Raw genomic sequence first — 19,806 nt, 5'->3', positions numbered from 1 at the left:
CGCAACATCCTTCTGCTGTGCGATGACGAATCGGCCGCGCACCTACAGTATGAAACGGTGTCAAACCATGTCAGAGGGGAGCTAGGTACGGTGTTCGGCTGGTGGGGGCGAATCGTCGTTAAGCTGCGGTGGCTGATACTCGTCGCCGCAGTCGCACTCGTGGCGGTCGGCGTCGGCTGGGGCACGGGGGTGTTCAACTCGTTGGTCACCGGCGGCTTCGACGATCCAAATAGCGAGTCGGTGCAGGTGTCCGAGCGGATAGCCGCCGATCTCGGCCGGCGCGACGTGGACGTGGTGGTGCTGTACTCCAGCGACACGGCGACCGTCGACGACGCCGCCCTGCGCGACCCGGTCACCGCGACCCTCGACCAGCTACGGCAGCTGCCCGAGGTGGCCAGCGTGGTCAGCTACTACGGCACTCAGGCGCCGGTGTTCGTCTCCGACGACCGGCATGCCACCTACGCCGCGGTGACCCTCGACGCGCCGGACGACAACAGCAAGCAGGACGCCTACGAGGCGGTCAAGGACAAACTGGCCGCGCCGGGGGTACGCACACAGGTCGGCGGCGTGGTGGCGTTCCGGGCGACCGCGGACGAGATGACCAAGCAGGACATCGTCCGCGGCGAGGTGATCGCCATGCCGTTCGTGCTGATCCTGCTGGTGCTCATCTTCCGCGGCGTGGTCGCTGCCAGCCTGCCGCTGCTCATCGGCATCCTGGCCATCCTCGGGGCGCTGACCGCCACTCGCGTCATCGCGACGAACACCGACGTGTCGACGTTCGCGGCCAACACGATCACGCTGCTGGGCCTCGGCCTGGCGATCGACTACTCACTGTTCGTCGTGAGTCGATTCCGGGAGGAGTTGGCCGCCGGCTACGACCCGCCCGCGGCCGTCGCCCGGACGATGGCCACCGCGGGCCGCACCGTCCTGGTGTCCGGCCTGACCGTCGGGCTGGCGCTCTCCAGCCTGTTGATCTTTCCCCAGGTGTTCCTCCGCTCGATGGGCATGGGTGGGATGGCCGCGGTCACGGTCGCCATGCTGGCCTCGTTGACCGTGCTCCCGGCCATGCTGGCACTGGTCGGCCGCCGGATCGACGCGTTGCGGATTCCGCTGCCGCGGCGGCGCCGCGCCACCGCGCCGGCGGAGGCCGCCATCCAGCGCGGGGGCTGGGCACGGCTGGCGCACAGCGTGATGCGCCGTCCGGTGCTCTACCTCGTCGCCGTCCTGGCGGTGCTGGGTGTGTTCGCGTCGCCGTTCCTGAGGGCGGAGTTCAGCGGGGCGAACGAGAAGGTTCTCCCGGCCGGCACGGAGGCCCGGGTGGTCAGCGAGGAGATCGAGGCGAACTTCCCGGGCGGGTCGGCGTCCCCGCTGGAGACGCTCCTGGTCGGTGCGTCGCCCGACCAGGTGCAGGCGTTCATGGGCCAGATCGAGGGGCTCCCCGACGTCACCGGCGCGCGGCTCGGCGACAGCCGCGGTGACACCACGCTGGTGCTGGTGAGCTACGAGGGCGAGCGCGCGGGCAAGCAGGCGTACGCCGCGGTGCGGGCGATCCGTGAGCTGCCCCCGCCGGCCGGCGTCGAGGTAATGGTCGGCGGGCGTTCGGCGATGGACGTGGACCGGCTGGACAGCCTCGGCGATCGGCTGCCCTGGATGGCGCTGATCATGGCCGGGGCGACGATGATCCTGCTGTTCTTCGCGTTCGGCTCGGTGTTGCTGCCGATCCAGGCGGTGCTGATGAACCTCGTCTCGATCGGCGCCTCGTTCGGCGTGCTGGTCTGGGGCTTCCAGGACGGCCACCTGGCGGGGCTGCTCGACTTCACGTCGACCGGCTTCATAGAACCGACCATCCCGATCCTCGTCCTGGTCATCCTCTTCGGGCTCGCGACCGACTACGAGGTCTTCCTCATCTCCCGGGTGCGCGAGGAGTGGGATGCCAGCGGCGACAGCACCGCGTCCGTGGCGGCCGGCCTGCAGCGCACCGGGCGGATCATCACCGCCGCGGCGCTCCTGCTCATCGTGGTCGTCATCGGTTCCACGACCGGCCAGGTGGTCTTCGCCAAGATGATCGGCGTCGGCATGCTGGTGGCGATCGCCGTGGACGCCACGCTGGTCCGCGGGCTCCTTGTGCCGGCCACGCTACGCCTGATGGGCCGGGGGACCTGGTGGGCACCAGGCCCGCTGGGCAAGGTGTACCGGCGGTACGGCATTCGCGAATCGGCTGAGCCGGTCCCCGCCCGCGTCCCCGAGCCGGAGGTGGCTGCCCTCGTCGACTGAGAGTGACTGTGCGAACGGCCCCGCGGCACGTGCCGCGGGGCCGACACGGGGCACCTGCGCTGATGCGGGTCTGAGCTTGTTCTTCAAGCTCAGACCCGCACCCATGCCATCCGTAGTGAGAGCCCGCGCGAAATGGGCGGCGGAGCCACGCCTGGAACTGCCCTGAGAAAGTGCCCTTCCGTGAAAGAGCCGGCTCGACTCGTCGCCGTCAGTTCCCTTACAGGATAAGCACTTTCCCTGTTTTTGATCTTCAACGTTAACGAGGCGCGCGGGCGGCCGGTGTGAGAGGATCACGCCGGGGGAGCCCATATGCGGATATCGGAGCTGAGCCGGCGGACGGCTGTGCCCGTCGGCACGATCAAGTTTTACGTGCGCGAGGGCCTGTTGCCGCCGGGAACGACGACGGCGCGTAATCAAGCGAAATACGACACCGGCCACGAAGAGCGCCTGCGGTTGATCCGCATCTTCGTGGACATCGGCGGCCTGACGCTGTCATCCATCCGGGCGATTCTCGCAGCCATCGACGACGAACACGTGCCGCTGAACGACCTTTGTCGCATCGTGCATCGCGCGATGCACGGCGAGCGCCTGGTCGCCGACGCGCTGCACGCCGCCGTCGGGCACCTGGCTGACGCGCGGGACACCGTGGACTCGTACCTCGAATCGTTGGGCTGGGTGGTGGCGCCGGACGCCCCAGAGCGCGACATCATCGCCAGCGTGCTGGCGATCCTGCGGCGCCTGGGCTGGGCCGGCGACGAGACCGTCCTCGGGCCGTATGCCCAGGCGGCGGACGAACTCGCCGCGTTCGAGATGGCCTCCGTCACGGCGCGGGCGTCCCGGGCCGAGACGGCGGTCGCGCTGGTCACCCGCACAGTGCTGCTCGAAGTGGCGCTGGTGGGTCTGCGCCGTCTCGCCGAGGAGCACCACCTGAGCGTCCACTTTCGTGGATCCGCGCCTCCGAATGGCTGAGCGGCCTGGTGCGCGGCGCGGCTCACCGCATCGCCGACGGCCCGCGGGAGTCGCCACCGATGCGCCCGAACGGCTTGTAGATCGCGAGGGCCACGTTCATGATCAGCGTGGCGGTCGCCACCGCCGGGATGAGCACCAGGCGCAGGTGGTCACCTTGACCCGTCGGCGTAGCGGCCAGTGCGACGGCCGCGTCGGCGGCGCGGTCCGCCGTGGGGGTGAGCATGAGGATCGCCAGCGCCGCCAGCACGGTGGTGACCGACAGCTTGATCGTGACCCACCAGTGCCGGGCCAGACCCCACGGTGAGCCCAGGGCCAGTGCCAGGCCGGTGGCCAGGGCGAGCAGGGCCAGGGGCACGATGACCGACGACGCGATCAGGTCGATCGCCGGATAGACGGTGGTGGGATCGGCACCGCCCAGTCCGGAGATCCCCAGCGCCAGCAGGACCACGTCCGCGCCGAGCACGCCCACCGCTACCACCACGTGCGCGGTCAGCAACAGCCGGCGCCGCGGCCGCACCGGCCGGCTGGCTCGGGTTCCGCGGGCGGCACCGGAGCCGGTGGCCGCTGTGTCGTCCGCGGTCGACGCCGGAAAATCCGCCTCCCAATTGAAGATCTCCATTGGAACCTCCCCGGACTCGACCGCCTCGATCATCGATCATGCGGCGTCTGTGGCCCGGGGGTCATCGCGCCAGGGATGTCAATTGCCGGTACTTCACAGGTTGCAGGCGCGGCCCGACGTACTTCTCGGGGAGTACGCGGGCTTTCCACTCGCCGGCTAAGGCGCGTGACCGTTCGGCGGGCTACCCTACGAGCATGGGTTTCGATCTGGGTTGGCGTGCCTACCGGCCCGACCTGGTGCTGGCTGTGGCGGTGGGCGGAGCCCTGTTGGCCAGCGCCCTCCTCGCGCCGAGCGGCTCCACCGATCTCAACATCTACGGTTATCTCCTGCTGATGGTGGGTCCGCTCGCTCTTGTCGCGGCCCGCCGTGCGCCCGTCGCCGTTCTGCTCGTGATCACGGTTTGGACGCTCCTCTTCCACCTGCGGGTCGTCCCGGGCCTACTCGCCGCCTTCCCGGTGGGCGTGGTCGGCGCGGCCCCCGCGTTGATCGCCGTGTACATCGCGATGCGGGCCGGTCGCCGGTGGCCGGCCGTGGCGGCGGCCGTCGCGCTGGTGCCGGGCGCGCTCGCGGCCGGCCTGGCCGGGGCGAGCCCGCAGCCCGCCCCCGAGCTGGTCGAGACCCGGCTACTGCTCGCCGGATGGCTGGTGGCCGCCGGCGTGCTGGGCGAGGTCTCCCGGCAGCGGACGGCGTACCTGCGCCAGGTGGAGCAGCGGGCCGTCGACGCCGAGCGCACCCGGGAGGAGACCGCACGCCGCCGGGCCGGCGAGGAGCGGCTGCGGATCGCGCGGGAGCTGCACGACTCGCTCACGCACAGCATCTCGGTCATCAAGGTGCAGGCGGGTGTGGTCATCCACCTCGCGCGTAAGCGCGGCGAGGAGGTGCCCGAGGCCCTACTGGCCATCCAGGAGGCCAGCACCGACGCGATACGCGAGCTGCGGGCGACCCTGGAGGTCCTGCGCCGGCCCGAGCCCGAGCCGGCCGGCGGCGGCCTGGACCGGCTGCCCGAGCTGGTGGAGCGATCCCGGCAGGCGGGCACGCCGGCCAGCGTGACGGTCAGCGGGGCTCCGCGCGTGTTGCCCGGGGAAGTCGACCGGGCTGCCTACCGGATCGTGCAGGAGGCGTTGACCAACGTCGCCCGGCACGCCGGGCCGGCGTCGGCATCGGTGCACATCGGATACGAGTCGGCCGCGCTCACCGTGCAGGTCGACGACGACGGGCGCGCAGCACCCCCCTCGACGCCGGCCACCGGGGTGGGCCTGATCGGCATGCGCGAACGGGTGGCGGCCCTGGGCGGGCGGATACGCGCCGGCCACCGACCGGACGGCGGATTCACGGTCCGCGCCGAACTGCCAGTGGGGGGCGTCCGGTGATCGAGGTCCTCCTCGTCGACGACCAGGCCCTCATCCGCGCCGGCTTCCGGGCGCTGTTGGCCGCCGAAGATGACATCACGGTGGTCGCCGAGGCCGCCAACGGTGAGCAGGGGCTGGCACTCGCCCGCGAGCACGTACCCGATGTCGCGCTGGTGGACATCCAGATGCCGGTGCTCGACGGCATCGAGATGACCCGCCAGGTCGCCGGCGACCCGAGGCTGGCCGCCGTACACGTGGTGATCCTGACCAACTACGGTCTGGACGAGTACGTCTTCAACGCGCTGCGCGCGGGCGCGAGCGGTTTCCTGGTCAAGGACACCGAGCCGGCCGACCTCGTCCAGGCGGTACGGGTGGCCGTGCGCGGCGACGCCCTGCTGTCGCCCGGCGTCACGCGCAAGCTGATCAGTGCGTTCGTGTCCCGCCCGCTACCGGACAAGGCGCCGACCGCGGTGATGGAGATCCTCACGAACCGTGAGCGCGAGGTGGTGGCCATGGTGGCCCGCGGCATGACCAACGACGAGATCGCGGCCCACATGATGATCAGCCCGACCACCGCCAAGACCCACGTCAGCCGGGCGATGACCAAGCTCGGTGCCCGGGACCGTGCGCAGCTGGTGGTGTTCGCCTACGAGTCCGGCCTGGTCACCCCGCAGGCGGCGGCTCAGGCGTAGCCGGCCGCGCCACGCCGACAAAGTACACGTACACCACGGCCGAGTTGACGCCGTCGACGCCCACCAGCTGGCTGGCCGCGTCGTCGAAGTAGCCGACGATGCCGGCGCAGGACTTGCCGAGCCAGGTGGCGGCCAGCGAGAGATTCTGCCCCAGGTGCCCGCTCTCCATCATCACCAGGCGGTAGGACTTGAGCCCGTAGTGGAGCCGTTGGTACGTCAGGTCGGCGACCATCAGCACCCACAGTGGGCAGTCGGTGGTGTCGGCCTTCCCGCCGGCCTTCGGCGGCATCTTCACGCGCGGGTCGGTGGCCGGGCCGAGCTGTGCCAGCTCGGCCGAGATGTCCGAGGTGCTCAGCAGATTGAGCGCGTGGGCCGCCGGGTCGTAGAGATAGGTGCCGCGCCGCAGGCCGTCGATGTCGTGGCAGTACAGCACCAGCCGCAGCGGGTAGCGCCCGCCGCCGCTGGGGTAGGTGCGCAGGCGGACGGTGCGATCGGTGCCGGGGACGGGCTTCTCCGTCGTTTCGGCGGCCGCGTAGTAGAGCAGCGTGCTGAGTTCGTCCAGGCTGAACGGACCGCCGTAGCGGCCGTAGGAGCTGCGGCGGGCGAGCAGGACCTCCTCGAACCGGGGCGCGGACGGGGGCGGCGCCGCGGGCCTCGGCAGCGCGATCGTCGCCAGCGGCTCGCCCAGCTCCTGCCGTCCCACCGATGTCGCGCCGAGCAGATCGGGCCGCTGGTCCTCGAACGGCGTCGGGTAGTACTTGCCCTGCTCGTGCATCCTCCGGTCGACCGCATCCGGGCCGTCGGCGAAGAACCCCACCCGCGGTCCCGGCGCGGCGAGCGGCATCGACAGCAGCCACGCCAGGTAGGCCTCGTCTCCGCTGTGCAGGCCGAGCCGGTTGTGCGTCGCGCGGATCAGCGAGCGGAAGACGGCCTCCGGCGGGGCGTCGAGCCGGCCGGCCGCGTGTAGCTCCACCAAGGTGGACCAGGTCCGGGCCTCGAGCTGGGACCAGGTGCCGGTGGTCGTGTTCGGCGTGGCGGCGGCCGCGCGCGCCTGCTCGTGGAAGCGTAGCCACTCCTCGCCGCTGCGCAGGTAGGCCGCCTCGGCGGCGGCCCGTCGGCGGCCGATCTCCGCCGGCGGCGCGTCAACGGTGCAGGCGTACTCGCGCAGCAGCCGGACCGCGCCACGCCAGTCGGCCCCGGTCGCCAGGACCGACGCGAGCAGCAGCTCGCCCGCCGCGCGCAGGCGTTTGGCCGGCGAGCGGGTGGCCCGGATCGCCGCGACGGCCGCCGTGGTCGAGGCCGCGAAGTGCTCGGCGGCGACCGCCATCCCGTACGGGCCGCCGAAGCGGTCCAGATCGGGCTTGTACGGATGCTCGACGACGCGCTCCGGCGCCCCGCCCAGGACCGCCGTGATCCGGTCGGACAGGTCGGCGACCTGCTTGTCGTCCGCGCCGCACAGCCGCAGCCGCAGCTCGGCGTCCGCACCGGAGCCGCCGCACGGTCGGTTCAGAAACCAACTCGACAGGTCGCCCGCCGCCAGCGCGCCGGCCATCCACGGGTCGACCGTGTCGAGCAGCAGCTCTTCCAGGCGCTTTGCGCCACCCGGTACGGACACGTGCAGGGCCCGCCACTCGGTAGCCGATGTGGTGGCGGTGAGGGTCTCGTCGGGCTGGGGTATCGACGCCATGCCACCACTTCCTCGGGTATCGCGCATGCTCGCGTACGGATTCCGTGACGGTATGCACACCGACGGTGGAGCACAAGGTGCGGATGAGGTGGAAATTGAGCAATCTGGGAGATGCGTGCGAGTGGACCGCAGGTGAAGGATGATGGAAATCCCCAGCGACCGTTGTGCCGTCGTTCGTTGCTGCCTCTAACTGGGAGTGCGTGGTGCGTAGGGTTTATGTGGCCGTTCTCGGCCTGCTGTTCCTGGCCATCCTGTTCCAGTTCTATCTGGCCGGGGTCGGCGCATTCGACAAGCCGCATACTGACGACTCTTTCGCGCTGCACCGCATCAACGGAATGGCCGTGGTCACCGGCCTCTCGGTCGTGGCGACAATCGTCGCTGCCGTGGCGCGCCTCGGCATTCGCACGGTCGTGATGACGATCGTCCCCGGCCTGCTCGTCGTCGTGCAGATGCTCATCCGCGCCATCGCCGAGGCGTTCAACGCCAGCAACGGCGACACGAGCGGGGCGTCCGTCGCCATCTTCGGCCTGCACGTGATCAACGGGATGCTCATCATGCTGGTAACCGTCACGCTGATCAGGCGGATGCGCAAGCTCCTCGCGGGATCGTCGGCGAGTGCGCCGCAACCGGCGGAGGCCGCACCCGTAAGCGAGTCCGCCTGAGTCATGCCGCTCGCTCAACTCGCCGCGGTCGATCTGCTGGCCGCCGCCCTGGCCGCCGCGGCGTGGCTGGGTGCCGGCGTGGCCGCCGCCGTCCACCAAAGCCGGCTGGCGGTGGGGCTGTTCGGCGCGGCGCTGCTCGCCACCGTCGCCCGAGTCGGCTCCGTGGTGGCGCTCGCCGGCGGCGGCTGGTGGTTCGTGCAGGAGAGGGTGATCCTGGCCCTGCCCGTGCTCGGCGTCGCCGCCCTGGTGGCCGTCGTGCTCGCCGGTCCGCGCCTGGTCCGGGCGGTGCTGCCGGACGGCCGGCAGGCCGCCGAGGGTGCCCCGCGCGTCGTCGTCCCCCTGCTGGCCGCGGGGTACGCGGCGCTGGCTGGTCTCCTGGTCACCTTCCTCGTCGGATACCCGGTGGGCTGGGCCGAGTCCCTGCTCACCGTGGCGGTCGTCGGCGCGGCCGTGCTCGTCACGTGGCGCCTGGCGGTGCCGCGCCGGTCGGTGCCCCGGCTCGTGGCCGGCGCGGTGGCGCTCGCCACCGGGCTCGCCGGCGCGGGGCTGGCGGTCCTGGCGGACACCCCGGTCGACACGGGGGGCGGTGCGCCGGTGGCGTACCCCGCCGTGGAGGGGCGGCCGGTCACGTCGTTGCGGCAGGCGTCCGACGCCGCGCCCGGCGGCACGGTGCGCCGGTACACCCTGACCGCCCGGAAGGCCACCGTCACACTCGCCTCGGGTCGGCGGGTCGATGCGTGGACGTTCGACGGCCAGGTGCCCGGACCGCCGATCACCGCGACCGAGGGCGACCTGATCGAGGTGACCCTGCGCAACGCCGACATCGAGCGGGGCGTCACCCTGCACTGGCACGGATACGAGGTGCCCTCCGGGGACGACGGCGCGGCGGGCCTGACCCAGGAGGCGGTGTCGCCCGGCCACGAGTTCGTCTACCGGTTCCCGGCCAACCAGGCCGGCACGTACTGGTACCACACCCACCAGGTGTCCGACGTGGGCGTCCGGAAGGGGCTCTACGGCACCCTCGTCGTGCAACCGCGCGGGTCAACGCCGTCCGGGCTGGACCTGACCCTGCCGGTGCACACGTTCGGCGACACGGCCGTCATCGGTGACCAGGACCAGGCCGTCGAGCATCGGGCGGCGCCCGGCACCCCGGTGCGGCTGCGCCTGATCAACACCGACAGCAAGCCGCGCCGGATCACGCTCTCCGGCACGCCGTACCGGCTGGTCGCAGTCGACGGTCGGAATCTCAACGAGCCGGGTCCGCTCGGCGAACACACCCTGGTCCTGGCCGCGGGCGGGCGGTACGACCTGGCCTTCCCGATGCCAGCCGGTCCCGCGGCCCTGCTGGTCGACAGCGCCGCGGCCGGCGGCCTGCGCCTGGTCCCCGAGGGCTTGTCCGGTTCCGGGGCCACGGTGCCGGACACCGCCTCCTGGCCGGAGCTGGACCTGACCCGGTACGGTGCCCCGGCGCCGACGCCGTTCGACGAGAACAGCCACTTCGACCGGCGGTTCACGATGGTTCTCGACCGCAGCGTCGCGCTGCCCGGGGGCGTGCCGAAGTACGCGCAGACCGTCAACGGTCGCGCTTACCCGTCCATCCCGACGCAGGTCGTCCGGGAGGGCGATCTGGTGCTCATGACCATCGTCAACCGAGGGCAGGCCATCCACCCGTGGCACCTGCACGGCCACACCGTGCTGGTGCTCTCCCGCGACGGCCGGGCTCCCAGCGGCAGCCCGCTGTACGTGGACTCGTTCGACGTGCGCCCGGGTGAGGTGTGGCTCGTGGGCTTCCGCGCCACGAACCCCGGCCTGTGGATGAACCACTGCCACGACCTCAGCCATTTCGCTCAGGGCATGTCGTTGCATCTGGCTTACGAGGGCGTCAGCCAGCCGTTCCACGGCGGGCACGACCACTGAGCCCGGTGATCCAGGACCGGACCCGCCGGACGATCGCCGCTGGCCGGTCGCCGGTGACGATCGAGTAGTGGTCGTACGGCCACACATCGACCTCGACGTCTGGGCAGGCCGCCTGCCAGGCCGGCAGCGGGTCGGGACGGTCGACCGCGCCGGCGACGATGAGCAGCGCGTGCACATCGGACTTGCTGGGCCGGTGCGCGGCGAGGATCCTCAGGTTGTGCGCGTGGACGCCGGCCAGCCGCTCGTAGCCGGCCACGTCGGACCCGGCCGGGAGCAGCCCGGCCGCCACCGCGGCGTCCCGGGCGGTACGCGCCAGGTCGCCGGCACCGGCTCTCCGTACGGCCGCGGCGACCTCCGCGGGCAGCCGTCCGCCCGCCAGGTCGGTGAGAAACTCCAGGTGGAGCGCGGCCGGTGAATCGGGTACGCGGAGATTCTCGACGTCGCTGTCGATCATGAAGACGTGCGCCTCATGTCCCTGTTCGGCCAGCTGCGCGGCCACCTCGTAGGCGAGCACGCCCCCCATCGACCAGCCGCCGAGCAGGTACGGGCCGTCCGGCTCGGACCGCTGAAGCTCGTCGCGGTAGCCGGCCGCCATCGTCTCCAGATCCGGATCGAAAGCGTTGGGCTCGGCGTCCCCGTGCCCGATGGCCAGTGCCCGGCTCTGGAAGGCGCGGACCGGTCCGGCCCAGGCGCCCGCCAGTCCGAGATAGCTGGCGACCGAACCGCCGACCGGGTGGAAGAGTACGAGCCGCGGCCCGCTGCCCGACCGGGACAGCTCTACGGCGCAGGTGGTGCTGGGCCGCCCGTCCTGGATCCGGGCGGCCAGTGCGCCGAGCGTCGGCGCCTCGAAGATGTGGCCGAACGGCAGGTCCACGCCCAGGTCGGTGCGGAGCCGGTTGACCAGCCGGAGCGCGAGCAGGGAGTTGCCGCCCAGCGCGAAGAAGTCGCTGTCCGGGCCGACCACGGGTACCTGGAGGAGTTCCGCCCACAGGTCGTCCAGCCGCCGCGCCAGCGGGCTGTCGGCTCCGTGCCCGGTGGGTGCGGCCGCCGGCGCGGCGAGGCCGGCGAGCGCGCGGGCGACGTCGACCTTTCCGTTGGCGGACAGCGGCATGCGGTCCACGACGTGGATCTGGCCGGGAACCATGTAGTGCGGCAGGCGCGCGCGCAGATGGTCGGCGACGGCCGCGCTGTCGGGCGGCGGGCCGTCCGGCGCCGCGACGACGGCGACGAGCCGCCGCTGGCCGCCCGGGGCCGGTTCGGCGCTCACGGCGCAGTCGCGTACGCCGGGTAGCTCGCGGATGACCGACTCGACCTCGCCCGGCTCGACCCGGAAGCCCTGGATCTTGGTCTGGCGGTCCTCCCGGCCGAGGAACTCGATGGTCCCGTCCGGCCAGTAGCGGCCGAGGTCGCCGGTCCAGTAGAGGCGCTCGCCGGTCTCCGGGTGCCGGACGAACCGCTCCGCGGTGTGCTCCTCGTCGCGCCAGTACCCCTGGGCCAGCCCGGCACCGCCGATGTAGATCCGCCCTTCCGCCCACTGTGGGCGTACGTCGAGCCGGTGGTCGAGCACGCGCATCGTCTGGTCGCGCAGCGGCCGCCCGTAGGGGATGCTCCGCCACCCCGGGTCCACCCGGCCGACCTCGTAGGCGTTCGACCAGATCGACGCCTCGGTCGCGCCGCCCATGGCGACCACCCGTGTCTGCGGCCACCGCCGGCGCAGGCGGTCGGGCAGCGACATGGGCACCCAGTCACCGCTGAGCAGGAAGGCGCGGATCGGCGGGTGTCCGCCGTCCGGCCGCTGCTCGGCGACCTCGACCAGCATCTCGGCGAGCGCCGGCACCGAATTCCACACCGTGACGCCGTACGACGTCGCGGCGGTGGCCCAACCGATCGGATCCGGCCGGGCCGTGGCCTCCGGGATCGTCAGCGCGGCACCGGCTGCCAGCGTGCCGAAGACATCCCACACCGACAGGTCGAAGCTCAGCGAGGAGATGCCGAAGACCCGGTCGGCCGGGGCGAGTGCGATCCGCTCGTTGACCTCCAGCACCGTGTTGAGGGCGGCGCGATGCTCGATCATCACGCCCTTCGGCCGGCCGGTGGAACCGGACGTGTAGATGATGTACGCCAGGTCGGCCGGGTCGCCCTCGGTCAGGGGCAGGGCGGTGGCGGCCGGCTCCACCCGATCCACGTACAGGTGGTCCAGGCCGAGGTCCGGCGTCCGGTGCGACTGGCCGAGCACCACCGCCGCGGCGCACTCGTCGACCAGGTGGCGGATCCGTTCCGCGGGTAGGCCGGCGTCGACCGGGCAGTACGCGGCGCCGGCGCGCAGCACCCCGAGGACCGCGACGACCTGTTCCCAGCCCTTCGCCATCACCACCGGAACGACGTCGCCACGGCCGACATCCCGCTCGCGCAGCCAGAGCGCCACCGCCCGGGAGGTGGCCTCCAACTCCCCGTACGTCAGGCTGCGGTGTGCGGTGACCACGGCCGGCGCGTCCGGCTGCCCGGTTGCCCGGCGGAGGAAACCGTCCTCGAGGCGACCAGCCGGGGGCGGGCCCGCAGCCGGGTTGTCCCGGGCGATGGTGCGGCGGTGGTCCGCGGGTACGGGGTCCGGGGCTGCCTCGGGCGAGTCCGCGAGCCCCTCCAGCAGCTGGCGGTAGGCGTCGAACATGATGTCGGGCAGTCCGGGAGGAAAGGCGTCGTCGACGACGTCCCACACGCAGGTCACGCCGCCTGCCTCGTCCCGGAGTTGGTTGTCGATCAGGACCTGCGGCGTGCGCAGGTTGCTCGTCACCACCCGGCAGGTGGGCCGACGCGGCGCCTGCTCCGGCCGCTCCGGCCGGAGCATGCTGTTGAAGACGTACGGCAGCGCGGCACGCGAGGTCCAGCCTCGCCGCGCCGCCAGCGCCCGGGTGACCCTCACCGCGCTGACGTCGCTGTGCGGCATGTCCCGCCACAGTTGACGTTGCAGCCGCTGGGCCCGGGCCCAGAAGTCGCCCGACCCGCGCAGGTCTACCTCGAGCGGCAGGGTCGAGCTGAACTGGCCCACCACGCCGGCCTCGTGGGGGCGGGACGTCGCCCAGGTCTGGTGCAGCACGTTGAGGAGGAAGTGCGGCGCGGCCGCCCAGGCCCCCAGGGTCTCGGCGAACACGTGCAGCATGGCCGTGTTGGGCAGGACCCGGTTCCGGCGGGCGTGCGCGCACAGCCGGCGCCACCGCTCGCCGGTGAGATGGCAGGCGCGGCGGGTCAGGCGTACCGGGCCGATGTTCGCCAGTGGACCGGCGAGGGGCAGGCGGGGCGCCTCCGGCAGCGTGTCGAGGCGTTCCTCCCAGTACCGCCAGTGCGTGCGGTACGCCTCGGAGTCCTCCTCGGCGACCATCGACAGCAGGCTCTCCCGGAAGGTACGCGGCGCCGTGGTCGGTCCGCCGGCCGGGTCGCGGTACAGGTCCCACCACTCGTCGATCAGCTGGTAGGTGCTGTGCGAGTCCAGCAGCAGCAGGCTCATGGCGAAGTGCACGCGGAAGCGGTGCGGCCGCAGGCGATGGAGGACGATCTCGAAGAGGGGCCAGCCAGTCGGGTCGGGGCCGGCCTCGCACATCCGCTCGCGGACCTGCGCTGTCGCGGCCTCCTGGGCGGGCCCGCCCATGCCGACCAGGTCGATGACGGGCAACTGGACCGGCGTCACCTCGGACGGGTCGAGGACACGCTGCGCCCCCTCGGCCACCACGACGGTCCGCAGGTGTTCGTGCCGCCGGATCAGCCGGTTGACCGCGTCCTGCGCCCGGATCGGGTCGAGGCCGACCATGTCGAACTCGAAGTACATCGTCGGCCGGAACCCGCCGAGTTCGATGAGCTGGCTGGCTCCCACCAGGTACCCCGCCTGCAGATCGGTCAGCGGAAAAGTGTGCTGGGACGTCAAGGGAGCCTCCCGCTGGGTGTGGTGCCCGCCAGCCCGCTCGTCACGGAGGGCCCGGGTGCCGCCGGCCGACCCGCTGCCGACGGGCAGGCGAAGGTCAGGTCGGCGCGGATCGCGGGCAGGATCCGCGCGCGGGCCTCGTGCAGGAAGAAGTGACCGCCCGCGAACAGCCGTACGGTGCATTCGGTGGTGGTGTGCCGGCGCCAGGCCTGCAGTTCGTCGACCGTCGTCAGCGGGTCGTCCGCGCCGCCGAGCACCGAGATCGGGCAGTCGAGCGCCGGCGCGGACCGCCAGCGGTAGGTCTCGGAGACGGCGTAGTCGGCGCGGAGCATGGGCAGCAGTGCGGACATCGTCGCGTCGTCCTCCAGCACCTCGCGCGGCGTGCCACCCAGCGCCCGCAGCCGGGCCACGAGGTTGGGCGCGGGCGCGTCGTGCACGGGCGGCTCACGATCGGCCAGGTGCGGGGCGCGTCGGCCGGTGACGAAGAGCCGCCGCGGTTGCGGCAGGTCACGGTGGCGCAGCAGGTGGCACGCCTCGAAGGCGATCAGCGCACCCATGCTGTGCCCGAGCCAGGCGTGCGGCCGGTCCAGCCACGGCTCGACCGCGTCCACCAGCGCCGGAGCCAGGTCGGCGAGCCGCGCGTACGGCGCCTCTCGCAGCCGGGTCTCCCGGCCGGGCAGGCGGATGGCGACCACCTCGACCGCGGGTGCCAGCTGCTGCGCCCACCACCGGTACACGGCCGCGCCGCCGCCGGTGTGCGGCAGGCAGAACAGCCGGAGCTGAGCCTCTGGCGCCCGCTGCCAGACGACTCCCCACTGTGCCCGCCGGCCGGCTAGTGCATCCACCCGGTCACCCGCTCGGCCAGCATGACGCAGCTCAGGTTCGTCGGTGCGCTGGGAATCGAAGGCATCACCGAGGCGTCCACCACGCGCAGGCCCGTCACGCCGTGGACCCGGCAGTGCTGATCAACCACCGCCATGTCGTCCGACGCCGGACCCATGCGGGCCGTGCCGGCCGGGTTCCAGGCGGGCGAGACGAACCGGGTGACGGCGGTGCGCAGCATGGCGTCGTCGCCGACCATCCGGTCGGTCCAGATCACCACGCGGTCCAGGAGGCCGGCGAATGGACCGGAGCGCAGGACGGACCAGGCGAGCCGGGTGCCGTTGGCCAGCCGGTCCACGTCGTCGGGCGCGGAGGCCAGGCGCAGCGCGATCACCGGCGGGGTGCCCGGCGCGGCGTCGCGCAGCGTGACGGTGCCTCGCGACGCCGGGGCCAGCAGCACCGTGGACAGGCACAGGCCGGTCCGGCCGCCCAGGATGGCGCCGACCACCGGTATCGCGACGTCCGTAACGTTGCCGACGAGCAGGAGGTTGACGTCGGGATCGTTGCCTCCGGCCGTGTCCAGCCGGGCCACCACCTGGTGCCAGACCTCATCGTCGCGGCACACGCCCGGCCGGGCCACCGCCCAGATCGGCACGATCGCGTGCTCGGCGAGGTTCTCCCCGACGCCCGGCAGGTCGGCGACCGGGCGGATGCCGAGCGCCGACAGGTGGCGGGCCGGGCCGATGCCGGAACGCTGGAGGATGACCGGGGTGTTGACGGCACCGGCGCTGAGGATGACCTGGCCGGCGGGCACTCGCTCGGCGTGCCCGTCGCGGACCACCTCGACGCCCACCGCCCGCGTGCCGTCCAGCAGGACCCGGGTCACCGTGCAGCGGTCCCACACGGACAGGTTGGGACGGCCACGCGCCGGTGCGAGGTACGCGTCCGCGGTGGACACCCGCCGCTGCCCCACCGCGTTGCTGGGCACCGGCCCGACGCCGACCCCGCCGCCGCCGTTCAGGTCGGGCAGGTCCGGGACGCCCAACGCCCGGCAGGCGTCCAGGAACGCGGTCGCGGCCACGCCGAACTCGTCCGGTGCGGGACGCCGTACCGGCAGTGGACCGGTGCTGCCGTGGTCCGAGCCCTTGACGTCGGCGTCCGATTCGAGCCGGACGAAGTACGGCAGCACCCGGTCCCAGGCCCACTCGGGGTTTCCCGCGGCCGCCCACCCGTTGAAGTCCACGGGTAGTCCCCGCATCGCGATCGCGCCGTTGACCGCCGACGAGCCGCCGACGACCTTGCCGACCGCGTAGGGGTACGGGCGTTCCCCTTCGGCACCGAGGTAGGCGGAGTAGTCCCAGTTGGCACCCGTCAGCACCGGCCGGCCGAGCGGCGCCGCGTCCGGCTGGTCCGTGGCCGGGTGGTCGGCACCGGCCTCCAGCAGCAGCACCCGGCGGTCGCTCCGCTCGGACAGCCGGCTGGCCAGGGCCGCCCCGGCCGAGCCGGCGCCGACGACGACGTCATCCCAGACAGTCATGGCCGGTCACGCAGTGTCGCGGCCAACTCGGCGACGGTCGGGCTCTCGAAGAGTGCCTGGAGCCCGTCGTCTCCCTCCAACTCCATTCCGAGTTCGTCGCGTAGCCGGCCGAGAATTCGGACCGCGTGCAACGAGTCGGCGCCCAGCTCGAAGAAGTTGTCCGCCACGCCGAAGTCGTCGCGCTCCAGCACCTCGCGCCAGATCTTCAACAGGGTCTGCTCCAGATCGTCCCGGGGTGCCACCGGCTCGACCTCTGCCGTGTCGTCCCACGGCGTCGGCAGGGCGGACGGGTCGACCTTGCCGTTGGCGCTCAGCGGCACCCGGTCGATGGCGAGGTAGTGGTGCGGCACCAGGTAGCTCGGCAACAGCTCTTCGAGGACGTCGCGGAACGCGGCCACGTCGATGCCGGTGCCGGTCGGCACCACGTACGCCACGAGATGCCGCCGCCCGGTGGCCGGGTTGGCGCTCACCCGTACGAGGGCGTCGGCGACGTCGGGGTGGCGGGACAGCGCCGCGGCGATCTCGCCCAGTTCGATCCGGTACCCGTTGAGCTTGACCTGGAAGTCCTCTCGGCCGAGGAACTCGATGTCTCCGCTGGGCAGATAGCGGCCGAGGTCGCCGGTGCGGTAGAGGCGCTCGTTCCGGACCGGGTCGACGATGAACCGTTCCGCCGTCCGCTCCGGATCGGCCCAGTAGCCCTTGGCCACTCCCACGCCGCCGATGTAGATCTCGCCGGTGGTCCACACCGGGCACGGCCGGAGCTGTCCGTCATACACGTGCAGGGTTTGGTTCGCCATCGGCTTGCCGTACGGTATCCGGGTCCACTCGGGCGGGACCGCGCCGATCGGGTAGAGGACGGACCAGATCGACGCCTCGGTCGCTCCACCGAGGCTGATCACCTCGACCGCTGGGTACCGACGGCGGATGGCGTCGGGCAGGCCGACCGGGATCCAATCCCCGCTGAGCAGCGCCACGCGCAGCTTCAGGTCAGGTGGGTCGGCCTGCGGCGGGTGCGCGTCGATCCATGCCTGCATGAGCGCCGGCACCGAGTTCCACACCGTCACGGCGTGGCGCTGGACCAGGTCGCTCCAGTGGGCCGGGTCGTGGGCGCCGGCGGGGGAGGGCATGACCACCGCACCGCCCGCGGCCAGGATGCCGAAGATGTCGTACACGGACAGGTCGAAGCTGAGGGCGGAGAGTGCCAGCACCCGGTCGCCCGGTCCGACCTGGAAGCGGTCGTTGATGTCCTGGATGGTGTTGGCCGCGCCGCGATGGTCGATCATCACGCCCTTGGGCTGACCGGTGGAGCCGGAGGTGAAGATGACGTACGCGAGGTCGTCGGGGGCCGGCATGGTGTCCAGCGGCCCGGTGTCGGCGGCGCGCACCTCGGCGTCGGCGAGCGTCACCAGGTCGAGGTCCGCCGGCCAGCTCAGCTCGCCCGCCAACCGCGGCGTGGTGACCACGATCCGTACGTTGCCCTGCCGCAGGAGTTGTTCCCGCCGCGCCGCCGGCCACTGCGGGTCGACGGGAAGGTAGGCCGCCCCGGACAGGGTGACGCCCAGCACCGCGACCGCCTGGTCCGGCCCTCTGTCGGTCACGACGCCGACCAGCCTGTTCCGCGTCGCGCCGAGCGCCCGCAGCCGCCGGGCGAGCCGGTGGGCGTCCTCGACCAGCTCCCGATAGGTGAGCTGGCCGACCTCCGAGATCACCGCGACCGCGTGCGGAGTGAGCCGGGCCTGCGCCTCGACGAGTTCGCAGAGGGTCCGCGGCGGGATTTCGCGTGCCGTGCTGTTCGCGTCCTCGCGTGTCTCGATCTGATCGGCGGGCAGGGCGACCAGCGGTCCCACCCGGTCCCAGAGCGACTCGTCGCTGCCGAGCTGCTCGATCAGACCGTGGTAGACGCTGAACATGTCGTCCAGCAGGCCGTCGGGGAAGAGCGCGTCGACGGTGTCCCAGTTGTACGCGAGCCCGCCGCGCTCCTCCATCACCTGGTGGTCCAGCCAGACCTGCGGGGTCTGGCTGATCCCGTAGCCGAAGCGGCCGAAGAAACTCCAGTCGTCGGCGGCCTGCGGCGCCGAGGCGCCGCCGATCGCGCTGGTGAAGACGACCGGCATCGTCGCGGCCGGCCCGCTGCCCAGCCGCCGGGCGCGTTCGCGTAGCACGCGTACCCCGCTGTAGGGGATGTGCGCCAGGTCGCGCATGAGCTGGTCACCCAGGTGCTCGGCGCGGGCCGCGAAGGACGCCTCCGCCGGCGCTGCCTCGACCGCGAGCATGGTCAGCGAGGTGAAGTCGCCCATCACCTCGCCGATGCGGGGGTTCAGCGGCGGCCGGTCGAAGAGGGTCAGGTTGAGCGTGAAGCTGGGCTGCCGGCTCGACCACAGGCGCAGCACGTCCGCGAACGCGGTCATCAGCACCGCCGAGGGCGTGAGCCCGCGTTGCCGGGCCATCCGCTGGATGTACTGCCAACGTTCCGCGGACAGTCGGGCGGACCGGCGGACGAACTCGATGTCACGCAGCTGTGCCGGCTGGCGGGCGAGCGGGAGATCCGGCGGCGGGGGCAGGGTGTCGAGGCGGCCGAGCCAGTATTCCTCGGCCCGGGCGTACCGGCTGCCGCCGCGGGCCGACTCCTGGGCCAGCACGTAGTCCCGATAGGACAGCGGCACCGGCTCCGGATCCCAGTCCGGCTGCTCGTAGAACCGGCGCCAGTCACCGAACAGCAGCGACAGGCTGAGGTAGTCCACGATCAGGAGGTTGACGCTCACGTGCAGGCGCAGTCGCCCCTCCGGGAGTTGGGCGGCGCGGATGTCCAGGAGCGGCCAGCGGTCCGCCGGTGGGGCCGTCCGCCCCATCTGCTCCCGAATCCGCGCCAGTTCGGCCTCCCGGTCCGCCGGGGCCAGCGCGCGCAGGTCGAGCACGGGCATCTCGTACGGCGGCAGGTCGGGCAGGACGCGCTGCCGGCCGTCGGCGTCGACGACCGCGCGGAGCATGTCATGGCGGTCGACCACCCGGCGCAGGCTCCGGGCCAGCCGGTCCGGATCGAGCCCTTCGCTGTCCAGCTCGACGTAGTAGTGCGTGGCCATGCCGCCCAGCTCGACCGCCGAACGGCTGCCCACCCAGTACGCGTGCTGGATGTCGGTGAGCGGGAACGGCTCGTACCGCTCCTGTGGCCGTGGCGTGATCTGCGGCAGGTCGTCGCCGCTCTCCGCCCCGCGCAGCAGCGCCACCAGTTGGTCCCGCGACATCGTCAACCGTTCTCGCAGGTCCGGGGTGAGCGCGCCGGCCGGCGCCAGCACGTCCAGCCGGCCGTCCACCAGCCGGAGCTTGATGCCGCGCTGGTGCAGTTCGAGTAGGAGCTCAGGAGCCAC

Annotated in this window: 12 protein-coding genes; 6 read left to right on the top strand and 6 right to left on the bottom strand. The window is 72.3% G+C overall.

Features of this window, described 5'->3' with window-relative positions; all coding sequences use genetic code 11:
- The first annotated feature begins 90 nt into the window (after window positions 1–90).
- Entirely contained in the window at window positions 91–2,274 is a 2,184-nt protein-coding gene (locus ACNAW0_RS14580; protein ID WP_416288378.1) for an MMPL family transporter, read from the top strand.
- Between the two features lie 309 nt (window positions 2,275–2,583).
- Window positions 2,584–3,243, top strand: a complete 660-nt coding sequence (locus ACNAW0_RS14575; RefSeq protein ID WP_416288377.1) for a MerR family transcriptional regulator — start codon at window positions 2,584–2,586, stop codon at window positions 3,241–3,243.
- Between the two features lie 22 nt (window positions 3,244–3,265).
- On the opposite strand, the gene ACNAW0_RS14570 is transcribed toward ACNAW0_RS14575, so the two are convergent.
- Entirely contained in the window at window positions 3,266–3,862 is a 597-nt protein-coding gene (locus ACNAW0_RS14570) for a DUF2269 domain-containing protein (RefSeq protein WP_416288376.1), read from the bottom strand.
- Between the two features lie 194 nt (window positions 3,863–4,056).
- Here ACNAW0_RS14570 and ACNAW0_RS14565 point away from each other — a divergent pair, with 194 nt between their 5' ends.
- Window positions 4,057–5,232 carry a sensor histidine kinase gene (locus tag ACNAW0_RS14565; RefSeq protein WP_416288375.1) on the top strand — a complete coding sequence of 392 codons (1,176 nt, stop codon included), beginning with the start codon at window positions 4,057–4,059 and terminating at the stop codon, window positions 5,230–5,232.
- Window positions 5,229–5,903, top strand: a complete 675-nt coding sequence (locus tag ACNAW0_RS14560) for a response regulator (RefSeq protein ID WP_416288374.1) — start codon at window positions 5,229–5,231, stop codon at window positions 5,901–5,903. Before ACNAW0_RS14565 ends, ACNAW0_RS14560 begins: the two co-directional genes overlap by 4 nt.
- Here the strand turns inward: ACNAW0_RS14560 and ACNAW0_RS14555 are convergent.
- Window positions 5,875–7,590, bottom strand: a complete 1,716-nt coding sequence (locus ACNAW0_RS14555) for a thiopeptide-type bacteriocin biosynthesis protein (protein WP_416288373.1) — start codon at window positions 7,588–7,590, stop codon at window positions 5,875–5,877. The two genes, ACNAW0_RS14560 and ACNAW0_RS14555, sit on opposite strands and share 29 nt — an antisense overlap.
- A 218-nt stretch (window positions 7,591–7,808) precedes the next feature.
- On the opposite strand from ACNAW0_RS14555, the gene ACNAW0_RS14550 reads away from it, so the two are divergent.
- Window positions 7,809–8,252, top strand: coding sequence for a DUF6220 domain-containing protein (locus ACNAW0_RS14550; protein WP_416288372.1), 444 nt, complete (start codon window positions 7,809–7,811; stop codon window positions 8,250–8,252).
- Window positions 8,253–8,255: 3 nt separating this feature from the next.
- Window positions 8,256–10,169, top strand: a complete 1,914-nt coding sequence (locus ACNAW0_RS14545; protein ID WP_416288371.1) for a multicopper oxidase family protein — start codon at window positions 8,256–8,258, stop codon at window positions 10,167–10,169.
- Here the strand turns inward: ACNAW0_RS14545 and ACNAW0_RS14540 are convergent.
- From ACNAW0_RS14540 to ACNAW0_RS14525, 4 genes are read right to left on the bottom strand one after another with little or no spacing between them, the layout of a single operon-like run.
- Window positions 10,135–14,085, bottom strand: a complete 3,951-nt coding sequence (locus tag ACNAW0_RS14540) for a non-ribosomal peptide synthetase (RefSeq protein WP_416288370.1) — start codon at window positions 14,083–14,085, stop codon at window positions 10,135–10,137. The genes ACNAW0_RS14545 and ACNAW0_RS14540 overlap by 35 nt on opposite strands.
- Window positions 14,082–14,927 carry a thioesterase II family protein gene (locus tag ACNAW0_RS14535; protein WP_416288369.1) on the bottom strand — a complete coding sequence of 282 codons (846 nt, stop codon included), beginning with the start codon at window positions 14,925–14,927 and terminating at the stop codon, window positions 14,082–14,084. Before ACNAW0_RS14535 ends, ACNAW0_RS14540 begins: the two co-directional genes overlap by 4 nt.
- Window positions 14,915–16,441, bottom strand: a complete 1,527-nt coding sequence (locus ACNAW0_RS14530) for a GMC family oxidoreductase (RefSeq protein WP_416288368.1) — start codon at window positions 16,439–16,441, stop codon at window positions 14,915–14,917. The genes ACNAW0_RS14535 and ACNAW0_RS14530 overlap by 13 nt, the downstream gene beginning before the upstream one ends.
- Complete coding sequence (locus ACNAW0_RS14525; protein ID WP_416288367.1) at window positions 16,438–19,806, bottom strand: amino acid adenylation domain-containing protein; 3,369 nt, start codon at window positions 19,804–19,806, stop codon at window positions 16,438–16,440. The genes ACNAW0_RS14530 and ACNAW0_RS14525 overlap by 4 nt, the downstream gene beginning before the upstream one ends.

The sequence above is a fragment of the Micromonospora sp. SL1-18 genome (assembly GCF_047921505.1).
Lineage (GTDB): Bacteria > Actinomycetota > Actinomycetes > Mycobacteriales > Micromonosporaceae > Micromonospora.
The sequence above is the reverse complement of the archived record's forward strand: the minus strand, read 5'-3'. Positions and strand labels throughout refer to the sequence as shown.